Raw genomic sequence first — 17,725 nt, 5'->3', positions numbered from 1 at the left:
CGCGGTGCCTTGCTCCGCGGAACGCCCTTCACGCTCAGTAGATGTCGTGCTGGGTGTTCAGCACGTTGAACTTGCCGGTCGGCGTGATCAGCTTGGGATCCTTGATCACGGTCTTCAGCTTGCGGGTCTTGTCGTCGATGACGACGATCGCCGACGGGTCGGTCTTGCCGGCCCAGATCGAGAACCACACCTCGTCGCCCGCCTCGTTGTACTCGGCGTGCACGACGCGCTTGATCGCCTTGGTTTCCGGCAGGCCGGCCATCTGCGCGACGTTGATGACCTCCGCCCCCTTGGCGAGGTTGTCGATGTGGAACACCGACACCGACTCCGCCAGTTCACGCTCGGGGTGCAGCGGCGCGTCGGCCCACAGGTTCTTCGACTTCGGGTGCGTCTTCACGAACAGCGACCCGGCGCCGTGGTTCTTCAGCTCCTCCACGACCTTCCAGGCGTACTGCGGATGCTTGTCCGGATCGGTGCCGATCAGCGTGACGACGTCCGAACCCAGGTGGGAGGTCGCCCACACCGGCCCGAACTTCGGGTGCACGAAGTTGGCGCCACGGCCCGGGTGCGGCTTCGGCTTGGTGTCCACCAGGGCGGCCAGCTTGCCTTCCTTGGTGTCGACCACCGCCACCTTGTCCGACGCGTTGGCGGCCACCAGGAAGTAGCGCTTGGACGCGTCCCAGCCGCCGTCGTGCAGGAACTTGGCGGACTCGATGGTGGTTTCCTTGAGGTTCTTGATGTCGCTGTAGTCGACCAGCTTGATCAGGCCGGTCTCCTTCACGTTGATCACGAACTCCGGCTTGATCGGCGACGCGACGATGGAGGCGACGCGGGGTTCCGGATGGTACACGCCGTCCACGGTGACGCCGCGGGTGGAGACGATCTTCAGCGGCTCCAGCGTCTGGCCGTCCATGATCACGTACTGCGGCGGCCAGTAGGAGCCGGCGACCGCGTACTTGTCCTCGAAGCCCTTGAACTTCGACGTCTCGACCGAGCGGGCGTCGAGGCCGGTCTTGATCGTCGCGACGACCTCCGGCTTCTCCATCCACATGTCGATCATGTCGAGCTTGCCGTCGCGGCCGATCACGTAGACGTAACGGCCCGACGCCGACACGCGCGAGATGTGCACCGCGTAGCCGGTCTTGACGATGTTCCAGATCTTCTTGGTATCGCCGTCGATCAGCGCCACCTCGCCGGTGTCGCGCAACGTCACCGAGAACACATTGTTCAGGTTGACGTTGTTCATCTTCTTGGTCGGCCGCTTCTCGGGCGGCACGACGACCTTCCACGACCCCTTCATCTCCTTCATGCCCCACTCCGGCGGAGCATCCGGGGTCATCTGGATGTAGGTGGCGACGTTCTTGATCTCGTCCTTGGTCAGGATGTCGTCGAAGTTCGGCATGCCGCCTTCGGTGCCCAGCGCCAGGATCTTCTCCAGCCGCGACTGGCCCAGCTTCTTCGTGGCCTCCGGCTCAAGGTTCTTGCCCGTGGCGCCCTTGCGCAGAACGCCGTGGCAGCCGGCGCAGCGTTCGAAATAGATCTTGGCACTCGCTTCCTGGGCGTCCTTCGGCAGCGACGGCTCGGCCGTTTGCGCCGAAGCGGACACGGGTGCAAAAGCGAGCAACGCCGGCACCGCCAGCGACGCCGCCATAATAGCGGGACGACTCCACCGCATACGCCATCTCCCTCGACTTGGTGCAGTTAGCGTCCCGGTCTTAAGCTCCGCGCCAATTCAAAACCTTGACTTTGGTCAACGTGGCCCGTGACCCATTCGGGGTGCGCGCTTAACCTCTAAAATACCGCTCAAACGCAAGCGCGGCCGGCGAATTCCTTCGCCGGCCGCGCCTTTGGAACCGCCACCCTCTACGTCTACGGCCGTGGCGCCTCCGCGCCGTCCTCCGCCGCGCACAGGCGGCGCAGGCGCGCCACGTCCTCGATGCTCACCGTCCGCCCGCGCGTGGTCACGCCGAACTCCTTCAGCCGGCCCAGCACGCGCGACAGGCTCTCCGGCTCCATGCCCAGGCGGCTGGCGATGATCATCTTCTTCAGCGGCAGCTCGATCACCGCCTGCCCCTCCCCGGGCGGAGCCAGCGACAAAATGAAGCTGGACACGCGCCGCATCGGGCTGTGCTCGCGCAAGACGCGCACCTCCTGCTTCAGGTGCCGGTTCCACAGGCTGAGCGCCGCCAGCATGCCGTAGGCGAGATCGCGGTTGCGGCGCAGGCCGGCCAGGAACGGTTCGGCGCGCACGCGCACCAGATCGGCCTCCTCGATCACCTCCGCCCCCACCGGGTAGCAGCCGCTGGCGAACATGGCGGCCTCGGCGAAGGAGGCGACGGGCTCCACCACCTCGACGATGCTCTCCTTGCCGTCCTCGGTCAGGGCGAACAGCTTCACCCGGCCGTCCAGCAGGATGTAGAAGGCGTCGGCCGGGCTGCCCGCCTCGAACAGCATGGCGTGCGCCGGGAACCGCTCCACCGCCGCACCGCCCAGCAGCTCGCCCAGCGACTCGCGCGGCATGCGTTCGAAGATCGGCAGGTCGGCCACCTGCGCGGGGTCCAGGCGCCGGCGCCGGCAGCCCTTGGCGGCGCGGCAGCGCTGGCCCGGGTCGGTGGGCGTGCGCAGCGGGCAGATGCGGCCGTAGCCCTGCGAACAGTTCATCATCGCGGCCTCCCCGGCGTCAGGAATCGAGGTCGGTGCTGCAGGCGTAGCGGCGCAGCGCCGCGACGTCGCGCACCAGCAGCTCGTCGTTGCGGCCCACCGTCACGCCGTGCGCGCGCAGCTTGGCGAAGGCGCGCGACAGGCTTTCCGGCTGCATGCCCAGCCGTTCGGCCAGCACGTGCTTCTCGCACGGCAAGACGATGCGCGCCGCACCGGTCCGCTTGTCCGTCAGCCCGGCCAGATGGTTCGCCAGCCGCCGCGCGGTGGAGAGCAGCTTCAGCTCCGTGATCTCCTGGATCATGCCGCGCAGCCCCGCCGACGCGCCGGCCAGCAGCGCCAGCACCACCTCGAACCGGTCCTCCATGTGCGCGAAGAACGGCCCGGCCGGCACCGCCACGGCGTCCACCGGCAGCAGCGCCTGCGCCGTGGCGCCATAGGCGCCGCGGTCGAACACGGCGTCCTCGCCGGCCAGGTCGCCGGCCGCCAGCACCTCGCCCCGGCCACCGTCCACCGAAAGGGCGACGCTGCCCGACGCGATCACGAAGAAGTCACGGGCCGGCTCGCCGCTGTGGAACAGCGTCCCGCCCAGGTCAAAATGTCGCGCCTGACTGTAGCCGAGCAGACGGGCCCGGTCCTCGCCCGCGAGCATGCTGAAGAAAGGGCTGCGGGATACCGCCCCGATCAAGTCCGCGTCCATGGACATCCGCTCCCATTTCAGGTTTTCCGCGCCTTTTTCGGCGGCGACGGCTGGGTCTTGCGTGCTGTCCAAACGGTATGTCGCGCCCATGGGGAGTCGCTTGACCGTCGTCAAGGATCGCCCCACCCCGTCTGTCAATTATTGTCGCACCCCTGGGGACTGGAGCCCGCATTCGCGGCCACCGCCATCCGGAAGCCCCGGAGCCCCGCAGAAATCGGGGTCAGGAGAGATTTCGCATGCAGACCTTGCCAAAAGGATACAGGCGATGACGGAACGCTTTACCAAGGCGGCAGCCAGGAACATCTTCTATGGCGGCTCGCTCTTTTTCGGCGTCGTCTTCGTGTCGCTGGTGGCGCTCAGCCACAACTACGTGACCAAGACCGCCACCGACGAAACCACCCTCACCGACGCGGTCGCCCGCGGCAAGCACGTGTGGGAGAAGAACTCCTGCATCAACTGCCACACCCTGCTGGGCGAGGGTGCCTACTTCGCGCCGGAGCTGGCCAACGTGTGGCAGCGCTACGGCGGCGACAAGGACGCCGAGGGTGCGCGCGACACGCTCAAGGCCTGGATGCGCTCGCAGCCGTCGGGCATCGAGGGCCGCCGCCAGATGCCGCAGTTCAACCTGACGGAAGAGCAGCTGAACGACCTCGCCGCCTTCCTGCAGTGGACCAGCACCATCAAGGCCCAGAACTGGCCGCCCAAGCTGTCCGGTTGAGGAGACACCCCATGAAATACCAAACCCAGAAGGTCGCCCTTCCCTATTTCCTGGGCGCGCTTCTCCTGTTCGTCGTGCAGGTTCTGGTGGGTCTGCTGGCCGGCACGGTGTATGTCGAGCCGAACTTCCTGTCCGAACTGCTTCCCTTCAACGTCATCCGCATGATCCACACGAACGCGCTGATCGTGTGGCTGCTGATGGGCTTCTTCGGCGCCGCCTACTACCTGATCCCGGAAGAGGCGGAGTGCGAACTCCACAGCCCGATGCTGGCCTACATCCAGTTCGGCCTGTTCATGTTCGGCGCGCTGGCCGCCGTGCTGGGCTACGTCTTCCGCATCCACGAAGGCCGCGAGTTCCTGGAGCAGCCGACCTGGATCAAGGCCGCCATCGTCGTCGTCGCGCTGATGTTCCTCTACAACGTCACGCTGACGGTGATCAAAGGCCGCAAGACGGTGGTGACCAACATCCTGCTGATGGGGCTGTGGGGCATCGCGCTGTTCTTCCTGTTCGCCTTCTACAACCCGAACAACCTGGCACTCGACAAGATGTACTGGTGGTTCGTCGTCCACCTGTGGGTCGAGGGCGTGTGGGAACTGGTCATGGCCTCGATCATGGCGTTCCTCATGATCAAGATGACCGGCGTCGACCGCGAGATCGTCGAGAAGTGGCTGTACGCCATCATCGCGCTGGCGCTGTTCTCCGGCATCCTGGGCACCGGCCACCACTACTACTGGATCGGCACGCCGGGGTACTGGCAGTGGATCGGCTCGATCTTCTCCACGCTGGAAGTGGCGCCGTTCTTCGCCATGGTCGTGTTCGCCTTCATGATGGTCTACAAAGGCGGCCGCACCCACCCGAACAAGGCGGCGATGCTGTGGTCGCTGGGCTGCGCGGTGTTCGCCTTCTTCGGCGCCGGCCTGTGGGGCTTCCTGCACACGCTGGCCCCGATCAACTACTACACGCACGGCACCCAGGTGACGGCGGCGCACGGGCACCTCGCCTTCTACGGCGCCTATGCGATGATCAACCTGGCCATCATCACCTACGCCATGCCGCACCTGCGCGGGCGTGAGCCGTACAACCAGGTGCTCAACATGTGGAGCTTCTGGATGATGTGCTCGGGCATGGCCTTCATGACCTTCGCGCTGACCGTCGCGGGCGTCGTCCAGGTCCACCTGCAGCGCGTCATGGGCCTGGGCTACATGGAAGTGCAGGAGCAGCTGGCCCTGTTCTACTGGATGCGCCTCGGCTCCGGCGCGGTGGTGTTCGCCGGTGTCCTGCTGTTCGTCTACTCGGTCCTGGGGCCCATCGGCGCCACCCGCCCGGCGCGTGCCTCCAGCGGTCTGCAGCCGGCCGAATAAAACCACAAGGGTGCGTTCCCAACGGATCCCTCCCCCGCCACGCGGGGGAGGGATTTTCTTTGTCCGAACACCGGCTTTCGGCGCGGGTTTGACCCCGGTCAAGGGGATCCCGACCGGTCCGGTCGAGTATCGCTTTCAGAAGAATTCCAGTCTCGGGAGAGTGCCTATGTCCCGCAGCCCCGCCGCTGCCGCCGTCGCGATCAATCCGGAATCCGACGATGCGCCGTTCTACCAGCCGATCGGCGACGAATGCGAGTTGTTCGAGCACGCCTACCGCCACCAGCTGCCCATGCTGCTGAAGGGGCCGACCGGCTGCGGCAAGACGCGTTTCGTGGCGCACATGGCCGCCAAGCTCGGCCGCCCGCTCTACACCGTCTCCTGCCACGACGACCTCACCGCCGCCGACCTGACCGGGCGTTACCTGATCAAGGGCGGCGACACCGTGTGGGTGGACGGCCCGCTGACCCGCGCCGTGCGCGAGGGCGCCATCTGCTACCTGGACGAGGTGATCGAGGCGCGCAAGGACGTCACCGTCGTGCTGCACCCGCTGACCGACGACCGCCGCATCCTGCCCATCGACCGCACCGGCGAACTGCTGGAGGCCCCGCCCAGCTTCATGCTGGTCGTCTCCTACAACCCCGGCTACCAGAACGTCCTGAAGGCGCTGAAGCCTTCCACCCGCCAGCGCTTCATGGCCATGGAGTTCGACTTCCCGCCGCCGGAGCTGGAAATCCAGGTCGTCGCCCGCGAAAGTGGCCTGCCGGAGGGCAAGGTCGTCCCCCTCGTCCGCCTTGCCGGCGCGCTGCGCGACCTGAAGGGCCAGGACCTGGAGGAAGGCGTGTCCACCCGCCTGCTGGTCTACTGCGCCACGCTCATCCGCTCGGGCATCAAGCCCGACCGCGCCATCCGCACGGCGATGATCGAGCCGCTGACCGACGACGTGGACGTCCGCCAGGCGCTGCTGCGCGTCGCCCAGATCACCTTGGGATAACCGCCATGGCCAGCATCTTCGAGCCGGAGGAGCTGGTCGGCCGCCACTGGCACCGGCTGGTCGGCAACCGCTCCAGCTACCCGCACCACCCCGAGGCCGCCGTGTCGCTGGAATCGCTGCGGCTTCGGCTGGCGGTGTTCTTCCGCGGCCTGGGCGGCGACAAGGGCGTGCGCCTCGCCGCCGGCGCCAAGGCCGAATCCGGGCACCGCCTGTCCTTCCTCACCCGCCTGGGCGTGGGCGCGGAGAAGGTCGACCGCGCCTCCCTGGACGGCGAGGTGCTGCAGCTCCCGCCGACCATCGACCTGTTCGCGCAAGCCCGCCTCAACGAGCTGCTGTACGAGTGGCTGGCCGCCTACTTCGCGCACGCCGAGCCCACCGCGGCCAAGCCCGCCGACCCGCTGCAGGCCGACGTGCACGCCCTGCGCTCCGCCCGCGCCGCCACGCTGAAGGCGCTGGACCGCTGGCCGGGCCTGCGCCCGATCCACGCCGAACTGGCCGCCGCCGTGCTCGCCGCGCGCCCGAAGCGCCGCCTGCCCAAGGACGAGCAGACGGTCGAGGATGCGCTGTCGGCACTGCTGACCGCCCCGGACACCGCCGCCCACCCCATGCTGGACGCGTCCGTGCCGCTCGACCGGTTCAAGGCGCCGCACGGCTACCAGCCGTTCCTACCGGTCCCGTTGTGGGGCGAGGCGATCGGCCGTCCGCCCGGCGACGTGATCGAGTACCCCGACGAGGAGGGCGAGGACACCTCCGGCCCCGAGCAGGAGAAGGACGGCCGCCGCCGCAAGGCGACGCGCCGGCAGAGCGACCAGACGCAGCGCGACGATCCGCTGATCCTCACCCGCTTCGACACCATCATGAGCATCGCCGAGATGCTCAACCTCGCCCGCAAGGTGGACGACGACGATCCCGACGGCGCCAAGCAGGCCGCCGAGGACACCGACGAGATCGCGCTGGGCCAGAACGACCGCAAGACCTCCACCAAGCTGAAGCTCGACCTGGAGCTGGCGCCCCCGGCGGCGGACGTGACGCCGCTGCGCGCCGAACTCACCTACCCGGAGTGGGACTACAGCCGGAACGCCTACCACAAGGACCACTGCCGCGTGATCGCCGAGCCCGCGTCGGAAGAGGGCGAGGACTGGCAGCCGGACGACGCCGCCCACCGCCGCATCCGCCGCGTCCGCCGCCAGTTCGAGGCGCTGCGCCCGCACCGGCAGGTGTTCTCCGGCCAGCCCGACGGCGACGACATCGACCTGAACGCGCTCGTGCGCAGCCACGCCGACAGCCAGGCCGGCGGCGAGGCGAACGAGCGCGTCTACCTCGCCGTCCGCAACGCCCTGCCCGACCTCGCCGTCGCCGTTCTGGTCGACCAGTCGCTCTCCACCGACGCCTGGATCGAGAACCACCGCGTGCTGGACGTGGAGAAGGAGGCGCTGCTGGCGCTGGTGCACGGCCTGACCGCCTGCGGCGACAGCCACGCGGTGTACGCCTTCACCTCACGCAAGCGCACCAACGTGCAGGTCAAGACGCTGAAGGACTTCGACGAGCCGCTGTCGGCCCGCGTCAACCGCCGCATCCAGGCGCTGAGGCCCGGCCACTACACGCGCATCGGCGCCGCCCTGCGGCACGTTGCCGCACAGCTCGTCCTGCGGCCCAATCGGCAGAAGCTGCTGATCCTGCTGTCGGACGGCAAGCCCAACGACATGGACCATTACGAGGGCCGCTACGGCATCGAGGACACCCGCGTGGCGATCCGCGAGGCCCGCAAACAGGGCCTCGCCGTGTTCGGCATCACCGTTGACGCCGAGGCGCGCGACTACTTCCCCACCCTGTTCGGCCGCGGTTCCTACGCCATCTTCCCGCACATCGGCCGCCTGACCACGGCCTTGCCGGCGCTGTACCGCCAACTGGCGCGGTGACGTTCGCACGTTGGGTTACAACCGTCATGCCCGGCCTTGTGCCGGGCATCCACGCACCCCGACCAATCCAAGGTGCGTGGGTGCCCGGCACAAGGCCGGGCATGACGATGAACGGGCTTAAAGCAAAACCCGACATTTATCAAACAGGCGCCGGACAAAGTCCCGGCGCCTTTTTCATTCCCAGCGATTTAGAAGAATTCTTCCTGCTTGACCACAGTCAAGGTTCCGGCCACTGAACACACGTAGAAACGGAGGCGAAGATCACTTCGCTGGTCTTTTTGCCACGCTCGCGTGGCACATCTCTCCCATAGGATGCCCCTTCGCCCCCCGGTTCCCCGCCGGGGGGTTCTTTTTTGCGGCCGTCGGCGGGGCTGGATTCCGCTGGATTGCCTCGATACGCAGACGAAAGATCCGCAACGGAGGAAGTCCAGGGAATGCGCAGAATCGCCCACACCGTCGCCGTCGCCACCGCCCTGCTGGCCGGCGCGGAAGCCGCCGCGGCGGAGCCGATCACCATCGGGCTGGCCGGACCGCTGACCGGCTCCAGCGCCGCCATCGGCGCCCAGATGCTGAACGGCACGCGGCAGGCGGTGGCCGACATCAACGCCGCCGGCGGCGTGCTCGGCCGCCCGCTGGAACTGCGCACGGAAGACGACGTCTGCGACCCCGGCCAGGCGGTCGCCGTCGCCAACCGGCTGGCCGGCGCCAACGTCGCGGTGGTCATCGGCCACTACTGCTCCGGCGCCTCGATCCCGGCGTCCGACGTGTACGCCGACGCGCAGATCATCCAGATTTCGCCGGGCTCGACCAACCCGAAGTTCACCGACCGCGGCCTGGACAACGTGTTCCGCGTCTGCGGCCGCGACGACCAGCAGGCCACCGCCGCCGCCGAGTACGTGGCGACCCGCTTCAAGGGCACGCCGGTCGCCATCACCAACGACAAGACGCCGCCGGGCATGACTCTGGGCGCCGTGTTCCGCAAGACGCTGGAAGGCAAGGGCGTCGCCATCGTGGAGCACGAGACCATCAACCTGGGCGAGATGGACTATTCCTCCGTCGTGACCAAGCTGAAGGCGGCCGGCGTGGGCGTGCTCTACCACGCCGCCTACCACCGCGAGGCCGGCATGATCCTGCGTCAGGCGCGGGAGCAGAACCTGGACCTGCGCCTCGTCTCCAACGACGACCTGAACGTGCCCGACTTCTGGGCGATCACCGGCGCGGCCGGCCAGGGCGCGCTCTTCACCTTCCAGGCCGACGCCAGCCGCCTGCCGGAGGCGAAGCCCGTGGTCGACCGCCTGCGCGCCGACGGCAAGGACGCCACCGGCTACACCCTCTACGCCTACGCCGCCGTGCAGGCCTGGGCGGCGTCGGTGACGCAGGCCGGCAAGCTGGACTTCAAGGCGGTGATGCCCACGCTGCGCAAGGGGCCGCACGACACGGTGATCGGCAAGGTCTCCTTCGACGCCAAGGGCGACGTGACCAACCCCGCCTACCGCGTCTACGAGTGGAAGGACGGCACCTACGACGAAGCCCGGTAACAGCGCGCCGGAGACGTTGTGCGGACGCGCCATGGGTGTATAACGGGGGCCGAAAACGCCCCCGTCCTCCCCGCGCGCTCTCCCGGCCGCAGCGTCACCCGGACGGCGAGGGGCGACACAGCGGACGAATCGACCTGAAGGAACAGCACCCATGCCCGACGACAGCAGCCTCGCCCGGGGAACCGCGACGCTCTTCCCGCTGGGGAAGGACGAGACGACCTACCGCAAGCTCACCTCGGACCACGTCTCCGTCGCCGAGTTCGACGGCGAGCAGGTCCTGAAGGTCGAGCCGGAGGGCCTCCGCCTCCTGGCCGAGCAGGCCTTCAGCGACATCAACCACCTGCTGCGTCCGGGCCACCTCCAGCAGCTGCGCAACATCCTCGACGATGCGGAAGCCTCCTCGAACGACAAGTTCGTGGCGCTGGACCTGCTGAAGAACGCCAACATCGCCGCCGCTGGCACCCTGCCCATGTGCCAGGACACCGGCACCGCCATCATCATGGGCAAGAAGGGCCGCCGCGTCTGGACCAAGGGCGGTGACGAGGAGGCGCTGTCCACCGGCGCCCGCGACGCCTACCTGAAGCGCAACCTGCGCTACAGCCAGCTCGCCCCCATCTCCATGTACGAGGAGAAGAACACCCGCAACAACCTGCCCGCCCAGGTCGAGATCTACTCGGAGGGCGAGGACTACTACAAGTTCCTGTTCATGGCCAAGGGCGGCGGGTCGGCCAACAAGACCTTCCTGCATCAGGCGACGCCCTCGGTGCTGGCGCCCGACCGGCTCCTGAAGTTCCTGGAAGACAAGATCCGCTACCTCGGCACCTCCGCCTGCCCGCCCTACCACCTCGCCGTGGTGATCGGCGGCATGAGCGCCGAGCAGAACCTGAAGACCGTCAAGCTGGCCTCGGCCCGCTACCTCGACGCGCTGCCGACGGCGGGGTCGGAGACCGGCCACGCCTACCGCGACCTGGAGATGGAAGCGGCGGTGCACAAGCTGACGCAGAACATGGGCATCGGCGCCCAGTTCGGCGGCAAGTACTTCTGCCACGACGTCCGCGTCATCCGCCTGCCGCGCCACGGCGCCTCGCTGCCCATCGGCATCGGCGTGTCCTGCTCGGCCGACCGTCAGGCGGTGGGCAAGATCACCAAGGACGGCATCTACCTGGAGCAGCTGGAGACCGATCCCGCCAAGTACCTGCCGGAGATCGACGACAGCCAGCTGGCCGGCGAGGTGGTGAAGATCGACCTCAACAAGCCGATGAGCGAGATCCGCGCCATCCTGTCCCAGTACCCGATCCGCACCCGCGTCTCGCTGACCGGCCCGCTGATCGTCGCGCGCGATCTGGCGCACGCCAAGCTGCGTGCCCGCCTGGACGCCGGCGAGGGCCTGCCCGAGTACTTCAAGAACCACCCGATCTACTACGCCGGCCCGGCCAAGACGCCGGAGGGCATGCCGTCCGGTTCCTTCGGCCCGACCACGGCCGGGCGCATGGACAGCTTCGTCGACCAGTTCCAGGCGGCGGGCGGTTCCTTCGTCATGCTCGCCAAGGGCAACCGCAGCCCCGAGGTGACCGAGGCCTGCCGCAAGTACGGCGGCTTCTACCTGGGCTCGATCGGCGGTGCGGCGGCGCGTCTGGCGCAGGACTGCATCAAGAAGGTCGAGGTCGTGGAATACCCCGAACTCGGCATGGAAGCCATCTGGCGCATCGAGGTGGAGGACTTCCCCGCCTTCATCATCGTCGACGACAAGGGCAACGACTTCTTCAAGGAACTGAAGCTGTCGTAAGCCGGCACGAAACAGGCCCCCTCCCCGGAGGGGGCCTTTTCTTTTGGGGGAACGCCGATGAGTGACCAGAACGCCAGGCTCGCGGACGCGCAGCGCCGCGCCCTCTTCGCCGCCGAGGTGATCGTGAACCGGCGGCTGCACGACTTCTCCACGCGCTACCAGAGCCAGTACTCCAACGACGTCGCCGTCGAGCGCAAGGCGATCGAGGGCGAGATCCGCGCCATCCGCCGCCGCGTCCCCGCCCCGCCCGTGGTAACCGACGCCCTGGTGACCGCCGTCTCCACCGCCGCCGGCCAGGACGCGGACACCACCCGCGCCGTCCTCCTGGCCCTCGCCACGCTCCGCCCCGACCTGCTCAGCGCCACCGAACCGGAAGAATGGGACGAGGACGACGAGGAGTGATCCACGTTGCCGCCGCCGCCATCGTGCGCATATCATGCGCAAGAAGGCACGGAGACGACCATGAGCCTCGGCTACGACGCGCACGCCCCCAAGCGCCCGGTGAACCTGTCCCTGAACGAGGATCTGGTCCGCCGCGCCCGCCAGTTCACCGGCAACCTGTCGGAACAGGTGGAGAAGCTTCTGGCCGACTACATCGCCGCCGAGCAGAAGCGCCACGACGAACGCGAACGGCGGATCGACGAGACCATCGCCGCCCTGAACGAGTTCGACGCCAAATACGGCTCGTTCGCCGACGAATACAACGAGTTCTGATGGCGCAATTCGACGTCCATCGCGCCAAGGGGGCGCAGCGGAGCGGCATCCCCTACGTGCTGATCGTGCAATCCAGACGCTTCGATTCCTCGGGCCGGCGTGTGGTCGTCCCTCTTCTCGACGCCAAGCTGGTTCAGGTCAGTGAACAGACACTGACTCCGACCCTCGTCGTGGAAGGCCGAAACGTCGTGCTCAACCCGCTGCAAACCGCTTCATTGTCCGCCGACCAGCTCGGCGAGTTCGTCTGCTCCCTGGAATCCGAAGGAGACCGCATCATCGCCGCCATCGACATGCTGATCTCACGCGCGTGGCACTGAGCGGCGCCATGACCCCCGACGAGATCCAATCCCGCGTCCTCTATCGTGACGGCCTCATGCTCATCCTCGACAAGCCGGCGGGGCTGCCGGTGCACGCGGGACCGGGCGGCGGGCCGAACCTGGAGCGGCACTTCGACGCGCTGCGCTTCGGCTTCCCGAAGCCGCCGGCGCTCGCCCACCGGCTCGACCGCGACACCTCGGGCTGCCTGATCCTGGGCCGGCATGCCAAAGCGTTGCGCAAGCTGGGCCGGCTGTTCACCGACGCCCAGGTCGGCAAGACCTACTGGGCCGTCGTCGCCGGTTCACCCCCGGCCGAGCACGGCCGCATCGAGGCGCCGCTGAAGAAGGTGTCCAACCGCAGCGGCGGCTGGCGCATCGTCGTCGCAGCCCCCGGAGATGCGGACGGCCAAAGCGCCGTCACCGACTACGTCGTCCGTGGCCGCGCCGACGGCCTGACCTGGATCGAGTTCACGCCGCACACCGGCCGCACGCACCAGATCCGCGTGCACGCCGCGCACATCGGCTGCCCGCTGCTGGGCGACCCGCAGTACGGCGGCCCCGGCGGCAAGCCGCTGCACCTGCACTCCCGCGCCATCACGGTTCCGCTCTACCCCAAGAAGGACCCCGTCACCGCCGTCGCCCCGGTGCCCCCGCACCTGCTGGAGGCGCTGGCCGCCTGCGGCTTCGATCCCGCCACCGACATCAGAACCACCGACATCAAAACCACCGACAAGACGCTGGCGCATGGCGACCATCGCTGAGGCCCTGGCGCTCGCGCTCGACCACCACATGGCCGGCCGGCTGGCGGAGGCGGAGACGCTGTACGCCCGCATCCTCGACGCCATGCCCGACCAGCCGGACGCGCTGCACCTGCGCGGCATGCTGGCGGCGCAGACCGGCCGGACGCAGGAGGCGCTGGCGCTGATCGGCGCCGCCATCCGCCACCGCCCCGACGCGCACGGCTTCCACGCCAACCTTGCCAAGGTTCTGGCCGCCATCGGTCGCGCCGACGCCGCCGCGGGGCGCCTGCACCGCGCGCTGGCCCTGCAGCCCGACGACGCCGACGCGTGGGTGCAACTGGCCGGCGTGTCCAGCAAGCGCGACGACGCCGATACCACCATCGCCGCGCTGTCCCGCACCGTGGCGCTGGTCCCCGCCGACGCCGAGATGCGCGGCCACCTCGCCCTGCGCCTCTACGAGCGCGGCCGCGCCCGGCTGGAGGGCCGGCAGGCCGCCCTCGCCCTGCCCGACCTTGCCCGCGCCGCCGTCCTCACTCCGCCCGACGCCGAACTGCTCTTCCAGCTCGCCAACGCCCGCGCCATGACCGGCGACCGCGCGGGCGCCCTGGCCGTCTACCGCCGCGCCCTGGCGCTGGCGCCGGACCACCCCGGCGCCCTGCGCAACCAGGGCGTCGTCGCCGGCCACGCCGGCCAGCCGGAGGACGCCGTCCCCGCCCTCGCCCGCGCCCACCGCCTGACGCCCGACGACACCACGCTGCCCGGCCTGCTCGCCGCCCGCCTGCGCGAGCGCGCCGGCTAGAGCCGCAAAGCCGGCCGCCGCGCCGACGCCCTCGACCCTTCCCACGCCGAGGTGCACCACGACCGCGCCGCCGCGCTGGAGGACCTGGAGCGGCCCGACGAGGCGCTGGCCACGCGCCGCCGCAGCCTCGCCCTCGATCCCGCCTTCGTGCGCGGCTGGCACGACCTCGGCCACACGCTGGAGGGGGCGTTCCGCTTCAGCGAGGCGATGGCCGCCTACCGCCGCGTGCTGCGCATCGCCCCGGACGTGGCGGAGACGCACGTCGGCCTCGCCTCCGTCCTGTTCCACCGCACCGACGTGGAGGGCGCGCTGGACCACCTGCGCACCGCGCGCCGCCTGCGGCCCGATCGTCGGGACATCCACGCCAGCCTGATGTTCGCCCTGGCCTTCAAGGAGGACGTCGACCCGGCGCTGATCCGCGCCGAGGCGCAGGACTTCGCCGCGCGGTACGTCACGCCCCTGAACGCGGCGCCGAGGCCGCACGCCAGCCCCCGCGATGCGGAGCGGCGGCTGCGCATCGGCGACGTCGCCACGGCGGTGGGCCTCGCCCGCGACTGGGCACGGCTGCGGGAGGTGCGGCGGGGCCTGCGCGCCCGCTTCGCCGCCGGCCCGGCCATGGACGCGCCGCGCTACGTCCGCCACCTTGAGGCGGCCTACCGCACCATGTGGCGGCGCTGGTGCGCCGGCCAGTTACCCGAACCCTTCGACGTAGCGCCGATTCCCGGTTCGGACGGCCGCTGACCCGGCGTCAGCGCGCCGGCGTGCCGCCCATCATGTTGCCGGGCATGCCGCCCATCATGTCGGCAGGCATGTTCATGGCCATGCCGCCGAACGGCCCCATGGGTCCGCCGGCCATCTGGTCGAAGGTCCGCCGCTGCTCGTCCGACAGCACGCCGTAAAGGGCGTTGCCGGCCGCACGGATGCGCTTCAGCGCGTCGAGGCGCGCGGTCAACAGCGTCTCGCGCCGCTCCATCCGCTCGGGCCACGGTGCGGCCTGCTGCACGCCGGCCCGCTGCGCCTCATAGGCGGGTTGCAGCGTCTTGGCGGTCGCGCGCACCGCGTCTGCGAAGCCGTTCCACAGCGCCGTCTGCGCGTCGTTGATCCGCAACGCGGTCTTCAACTGGGTGATGCGCGGCTCGGGATCGGTCCCCATCATGGGGCCGCCCATCATGGACCCGCCCTCGCCCATCATCGAGTCGTGCATCATGCCGGAATGCATCATGCCGTGCATCATGGCCCCGCCCATCATGCCCAGCATCATCCCCTGCATCATGGCCTGCATCATGGGGTTGTGGTGGGCATGGTGATCCATCATCCCCATACCGCCACCCATCATGCCCCCACCCATCATGCCATGGCCCCCCATCATGCCATGGCCCCCCATCATGCCATGACCGCCCGTCATGCCTTGGCCGGCCGCGCCCTGCCCCGGCGCGCCGTGCCCCATCATGCCGTGCTGATGCCCCATCATCGGGCCGGCGCCGGGTGCGGGCGCGGCGGGAGCGGGCTGGGTCTGCGCCAGCGCCGGACCGGCGCCCAGCGCGCCGGCAAGGAAAAGGGCTGCGAGTGTGACCCTGCGCATGGTGTCCTCCCCTTCTGCGGATTGTCGTTTTCTGCCGATTGTCGTTCGGGCCAGCATGCGCCGCTCCCGCGGCCCCCGCAAGACGCGCGGAGTCGCGGCCCCGCGCGGGCAAGGGGGACGCCCGCGCGGGTGCCGGACCGTCGGTCGCCGATCAGATCCGGCGCGCCGTGGTGTCGGTGGCGTGCAGCGTCTCGCGGTCCGTCACGAAGAACCCGACCACGCCGGCCACGATGGCCAGCAGCGCGTGCAGCCAGATGTCGTTGCCATGGATCGGCACCAGCCCGAACACGGTGTCGAGGCCGGGGATGAAGCCCATGACCACGAACACGGCGTAGATCACCGCCGTGCTGCGCAGGAACGTGCGCGAGGCCAGGATGCCGCTGAAGAAGGCGAAGAAGCCCCACAGCGCGAAGGCCAGATGGATCAGGTTGTGGATGACGTTGACCGGGAACAGCCCGAGCAGCACGCCGTGCATCGAATTGACGACGAGTTCCTCACCCGGCGGCGGCGGGCTGAGCATCGCGGGCACGAAGCCCAGGAGCCCGGCCCCCGCGAAGGCCACGGCGAGGATGAGCGCGGTGTAGCGAGACCACATGGTGCACACTCCGTTGAATCGGCGAAACAAATTCAGCCAATATCAACAAGATCCCGTCGGGGATGTTGCGCCCCCGCTCCCCCGCCCGCTCCTCCGTTCGCTCACCCATTGGCGTAGCGGCGCAGCCATTCCTTCTCGATCAGTTCCATCCATGACGGGTGCGGTTCCGGCAGTGCCGGGCCCAGCGCGCCGGGCGCCGGTGCCGCCGGGTGGACCGGGATGGCCTCGAACAGCCGCCGGTCGTCGGGGCGCAGCTTCGCCATGTCGAGCACGGTGTCGGCGCCCCAATAGCGGGGATCGGCCTTGCGCGCCTGCGCCTCCGGCGACAGCAGGAAGTTGATCACCACCAGCGCCCCCTCCCGCGCGCGGGCGTTGAAGGGAATCGCCAGGAAGTTGACGGAACCGATGGTGCCGCCGTCCAGCCCGAAGACGCGCGCCGTCTTGGGCAGCAGGCCGGCTTCCATGGCGCTCGCCGCCTCCAGCAGGCTGAAGGCCATGGAGATGTCGATCTGCCCGTCCTTCAGCAATTGCCGCTCGTCCGCCCCGCTGAAGGGAAATTCGGCGCCACCGCGCCACAGCAGCGGATGCAGCTCGTCCAGGTAGGGCCACAGCGGTTCGGTGACGAGGTCGAAGTTCTCCGCCGTGGCCGGCTGCACCAGCGACGACCAGTCCGACGACAGCGCCATCAGCGCCTGCTTGAGGAAGGTCGAGCCCAGCAGGTTCGGCGGGCGCGGGTAGGTGAAGCGGCCGGGGTGCTCCCGCGCCCATTCCAGCAGCGCCTGGATGCTGCGCGGCGGCTTGCGCAGCCTGACCGTATCGTGCACGAAGACGAAGCGCGCCATGCTCCACGGCGCCTCCATCCCCTCCACCGGCACGGTGAAGTCGACCGTCGTCGGCTTGCCCGCCGTGTCCACCAGCCGCTGGTTGGGCAGGCGCTGCGTGAAGGGCCCGTACAGCAGCCCCTTCTCCTTCATGCCCGCGAAGTGCTTGCCGTTGATCCACAGCAGGTCTATGGCGCCGTCCTTCGTCCGGCCCGCGGCCTTGTCGGCCTGCACGCGCGCCACCGCCTCCGCCGTGTCGGCCAGCCGCACGTGCTTCAGCTCGACGCCATAGCGGGCCTTCACCGTCTCGGCCGCCCATTGCAGGTAGTCGTTGGTCTTTACCGAGCCGCCCCAGGCGTTGAACTGGACCACCTGCCCGCGCGCCCTGGCGAGCACCTCGTCCCATTCCTGCGCCGCGGCACCCCCGGCGCACAGCAGCAGAACCAAAGCCGACACGAATGCAGTCAGGCGCCGCATGGCCTCGTT

Annotated in this window: 19 protein-coding genes; 13 read left to right on the top strand and 6 right to left on the bottom strand. The window is 69.1% G+C overall.

Going from position 1 to position 17,725, the window contains the following annotated elements; translation table 11 throughout:
- Positions 1-34 precede the first annotated feature (34 nt).
- The 3 genes from VED21_RS10610 to VED21_RS10600 form a co-directional block, all read right to left on the bottom strand.
- Positions 35-1,651, bottom strand: a complete 1,617-nt coding sequence (locus tag VED21_RS10610; RefSeq protein ID WP_324882317.1) for a cytochrome D1 domain-containing protein — start codon at positions 1,649-1,651, stop codon at positions 35-37.
- A gap of 218 nt (positions 1,652-1,869) precedes the next feature.
- Entirely contained in the window at positions 1,870-2,664 is a 795-nt protein-coding gene (locus VED21_RS10605; protein ID WP_324882316.1) for a cyclic nucleotide-binding domain-containing protein, read from the bottom strand.
- 16 nt (positions 2,665-2,680) lie between these two features.
- On the bottom strand, positions 2,681-3,358 hold the full coding sequence (locus tag VED21_RS10600) for a Crp/Fnr family transcriptional regulator (RefSeq protein WP_324882315.1): 678 nt from the start codon (positions 3,356-3,358) through the stop codon (positions 2,681-2,683).
- Positions 3,359-3,623: 265 nt separating this feature from the next.
- Between VED21_RS10600 and VED21_RS10595 the strand changes: the two genes are divergently transcribed.
- The 13 genes from VED21_RS10595 (at position 3,624) to VED21_RS10535 (ending at position 14,982) form a co-directional block, all read left to right on the top strand.
- Positions 3,624-4,076, top strand: coding sequence for a cytochrome c (locus tag VED21_RS10595; RefSeq protein WP_324882314.1), 453 nt, complete (start codon positions 3,624-3,626; stop codon positions 4,074-4,076).
- 11 nt (positions 4,077-4,087) lie between these two features.
- Positions 4,088-5,437 carry a cbb3-type cytochrome c oxidase subunit I gene (locus tag VED21_RS10590; protein WP_324882313.1) on the top strand — a complete coding sequence of 450 codons (1,350 nt, stop codon included), beginning with the start codon at positions 4,088-4,090 and terminating at the stop codon, positions 5,435-5,437.
- A gap of 166 nt (positions 5,438-5,603) precedes the next feature.
- Positions 5,604-6,428 carry a CbbQ/NirQ/NorQ/GpvN family protein gene (locus tag VED21_RS10585; protein WP_324882312.1) on the top strand — a complete coding sequence of 275 codons (825 nt, stop codon included), beginning with the start codon at positions 5,604-5,606 and terminating at the stop codon, positions 6,426-6,428.
- 5 nt (positions 6,429-6,433) lie between these two features.
- Positions 6,434-8,347, top strand: a complete 1,914-nt coding sequence (locus VED21_RS10580; RefSeq protein WP_324882311.1) for a nitric oxide reductase activation protein NorD — start codon at positions 6,434-6,436, stop codon at positions 8,345-8,347.
- Between the two features lie 101 nt (positions 8,348-8,448).
- Complete coding sequence (locus VED21_RS10575; RefSeq protein WP_324882310.1) at positions 8,449-8,583, top strand: hypothetical protein; 135 nt, start codon at positions 8,449-8,451, stop codon at positions 8,581-8,583.
- Positions 8,584-8,781: 198 nt separating this feature from the next.
- Complete coding sequence (locus VED21_RS10570) at positions 8,782-9,885, top strand: branched-chain amino acid ABC transporter substrate-binding protein (protein WP_324882309.1); 1,104 nt, start codon at positions 8,782-8,784, stop codon at positions 9,883-9,885.
- A gap of 151 nt (positions 9,886-10,036) precedes the next feature.
- On the top strand, positions 10,037-11,671 hold the full coding sequence (locus VED21_RS10565) for a fumarate hydratase (protein WP_324882308.1): 1,635 nt from the start codon (positions 10,037-10,039) through the stop codon (positions 11,669-11,671).
- A gap of 57 nt (positions 11,672-11,728) precedes the next feature.
- The gene (locus tag VED21_RS10560) at positions 11,729-12,073 is read left to right on the top strand and encodes a hypothetical protein (protein WP_324882307.1); all 345 of its coding nucleotides are present in this window, start codon (positions 11,729-11,731) and stop codon (positions 12,071-12,073) included.
- Between the two features lie 60 nt (positions 12,074-12,133).
- Positions 12,134-12,385, top strand: a complete 252-nt coding sequence (locus VED21_RS10555; RefSeq protein ID WP_324882306.1) for a type II toxin-antitoxin system CcdA family antitoxin — start codon at positions 12,134-12,136, stop codon at positions 12,383-12,385.
- Positions 12,385-12,702: a CcdB family protein gene (locus VED21_RS10550; protein WP_324882305.1), complete on the top strand. Its 318-nt coding sequence runs from the start codon at positions 12,385-12,387 to the stop codon at positions 12,700-12,702. Before VED21_RS10555 ends, VED21_RS10550 begins: the two co-directional genes overlap by 1 nt.
- Before the next feature lie 8 nt (positions 12,703-12,710).
- Positions 12,711-13,463 (top strand): RNA pseudouridine synthase, encoded by a 753-nt coding sequence (locus VED21_RS10545; protein ID WP_324882304.1) that lies wholly within the window; start codon positions 12,711-12,713, stop codon positions 13,461-13,463.
- Positions 13,447-14,241 (top strand): tetratricopeptide repeat protein, encoded by a 795-nt coding sequence (locus tag VED21_RS10540; protein WP_324882303.1) that lies wholly within the window; start codon positions 13,447-13,449, stop codon positions 14,239-14,241. Before VED21_RS10545 ends, VED21_RS10540 begins: the two co-directional genes overlap by 17 nt.
- Before the next feature lie 51 nt (positions 14,242-14,292).
- Positions 14,293-14,982, top strand: a complete 690-nt coding sequence (locus tag VED21_RS10535; protein WP_324882302.1) for a tetratricopeptide repeat protein — start codon at positions 14,293-14,295, stop codon at positions 14,980-14,982.
- Between the two features lie 7 nt (positions 14,983-14,989).
- Here the strand turns inward: VED21_RS10535 and VED21_RS10530 are convergent, their stop codons facing one another.
- From VED21_RS10530 to VED21_RS10520, 3 genes are all read right to left on the bottom strand, one after another.
- Positions 14,990-15,880: a Spy/CpxP family protein refolding chaperone gene (locus VED21_RS10530; protein ID WP_324882301.1), complete on the bottom strand. Its 891-nt coding sequence runs from the start codon at positions 15,878-15,880 to the stop codon at positions 14,990-14,992.
- A 94-nt stretch (positions 15,881-15,974) separates the two neighbouring features.
- The gene (locus VED21_RS10525) at positions 15,975-16,418 is read right to left on the bottom strand and encodes a DUF4383 domain-containing protein (protein WP_324882300.1); all 444 of its coding nucleotides are present in this window, start codon (positions 16,416-16,418) and stop codon (positions 15,975-15,977) included.
- Positions 16,419-16,519: 101 nt separating this feature from the next.
- Positions 16,520-17,716 (bottom strand): ABC transporter substrate-binding protein, encoded by a 1,197-nt coding sequence (locus tag VED21_RS10520; protein ID WP_324882299.1) that lies wholly within the window; start codon positions 17,714-17,716, stop codon positions 16,520-16,522.
- Positions 17,717-17,725 lie beyond the last annotated feature (9 nt).

The sequence above is a fragment of the Azospirillum sp. genome (assembly GCF_035627195.1).
In the GTDB taxonomy this organism is placed as follows: domain Bacteria; phylum Pseudomonadota; class Alphaproteobacteria; order Azospirillales; family Azospirillaceae; genus Azospirillum.
The sequence above is the reverse complement of the archived record's forward strand: the minus strand, read 5'-3'. Positions and strand labels throughout refer to the sequence as shown.

Coding starts and splice junctions, on each gene's coding strand:
- VED21_RS10610 (WP_324882317.1), bottom strand. CDS start 1,651: ATGGCGGCGTCGCTGGCGGTGCCGGCGTTGCTCGCTTTTGCACCCGTG.
- VED21_RS10605 (WP_324882316.1), bottom strand. CDS start 2,664: ATGATGAACTGTTCGCAGGGCTACGGCCGCATCTGCCCGCTGCGCACG.
- VED21_RS10600 (WP_324882315.1), bottom strand. CDS start 3,358: ATGGACGCGGACTTGATCGGGGCGGTATCCCGCAGCCCTTTCTTCAGC.
- VED21_RS10595 (WP_324882314.1), top strand. CDS start 3,624: ATGACGGAACGCTTTACCAAGGCGGCAGCCAGGAACATCTTCTATGGC.
- VED21_RS10590 (WP_324882313.1), top strand. CDS start 4,088: ATGAAATACCAAACCCAGAAGGTCGCCCTTCCCTATTTCCTGGGCGCG.
- VED21_RS10585 (WP_324882312.1), top strand. CDS start 5,604: ATGTCCCGCAGCCCCGCCGCTGCCGCCGTCGCGATCAATCCGGAATCC.
- VED21_RS10580 (WP_324882311.1), top strand. CDS start 6,434: ATGGCCAGCATCTTCGAGCCGGAGGAGCTGGTCGGCCGCCACTGGCAC.
- VED21_RS10575 (WP_324882310.1), top strand. CDS start 8,449: ATGACGATGAACGGGCTTAAAGCAAAACCCGACATTTATCAAACAGGC.
- VED21_RS10570 (WP_324882309.1), top strand. CDS start 8,782: ATGCGCAGAATCGCCCACACCGTCGCCGTCGCCACCGCCCTGCTGGCC.
- VED21_RS10565 (WP_324882308.1), top strand. CDS start 10,037: ATGCCCGACGACAGCAGCCTCGCCCGGGGAACCGCGACGCTCTTCCCG.
- VED21_RS10560 (WP_324882307.1), top strand. CDS start 11,729: ATGAGTGACCAGAACGCCAGGCTCGCGGACGCGCAGCGCCGCGCCCTC.
- VED21_RS10555 (WP_324882306.1), top strand. CDS start 12,134: ATGAGCCTCGGCTACGACGCGCACGCCCCCAAGCGCCCGGTGAACCTG.
- VED21_RS10550 (WP_324882305.1), top strand. CDS start 12,385: ATGGCGCAATTCGACGTCCATCGCGCCAAGGGGGCGCAGCGGAGCGGC.
- VED21_RS10545 (WP_324882304.1), top strand. CDS start 12,711: ATGACCCCCGACGAGATCCAATCCCGCGTCCTCTATCGTGACGGCCTC.
- VED21_RS10540 (WP_324882303.1), top strand. CDS start 13,447: ATGGCGACCATCGCTGAGGCCCTGGCGCTCGCGCTCGACCACCACATG.
- VED21_RS10530 (WP_324882301.1), bottom strand. CDS start 15,880: ATGCTGGCCCGAACGACAATCGGCAGAAAACGACAATCCGCAGAAGGG.
- VED21_RS10525 (WP_324882300.1), bottom strand. CDS start 16,418: ATGTGGTCTCGCTACACCGCGCTCATCCTCGCCGTGGCCTTCGCGGGG.
- VED21_RS10520 (WP_324882299.1), bottom strand. CDS start 17,716: ATGCGGCGCCTGACTGCATTCGTGTCGGCTTTGGTTCTGCTGCTGTGC.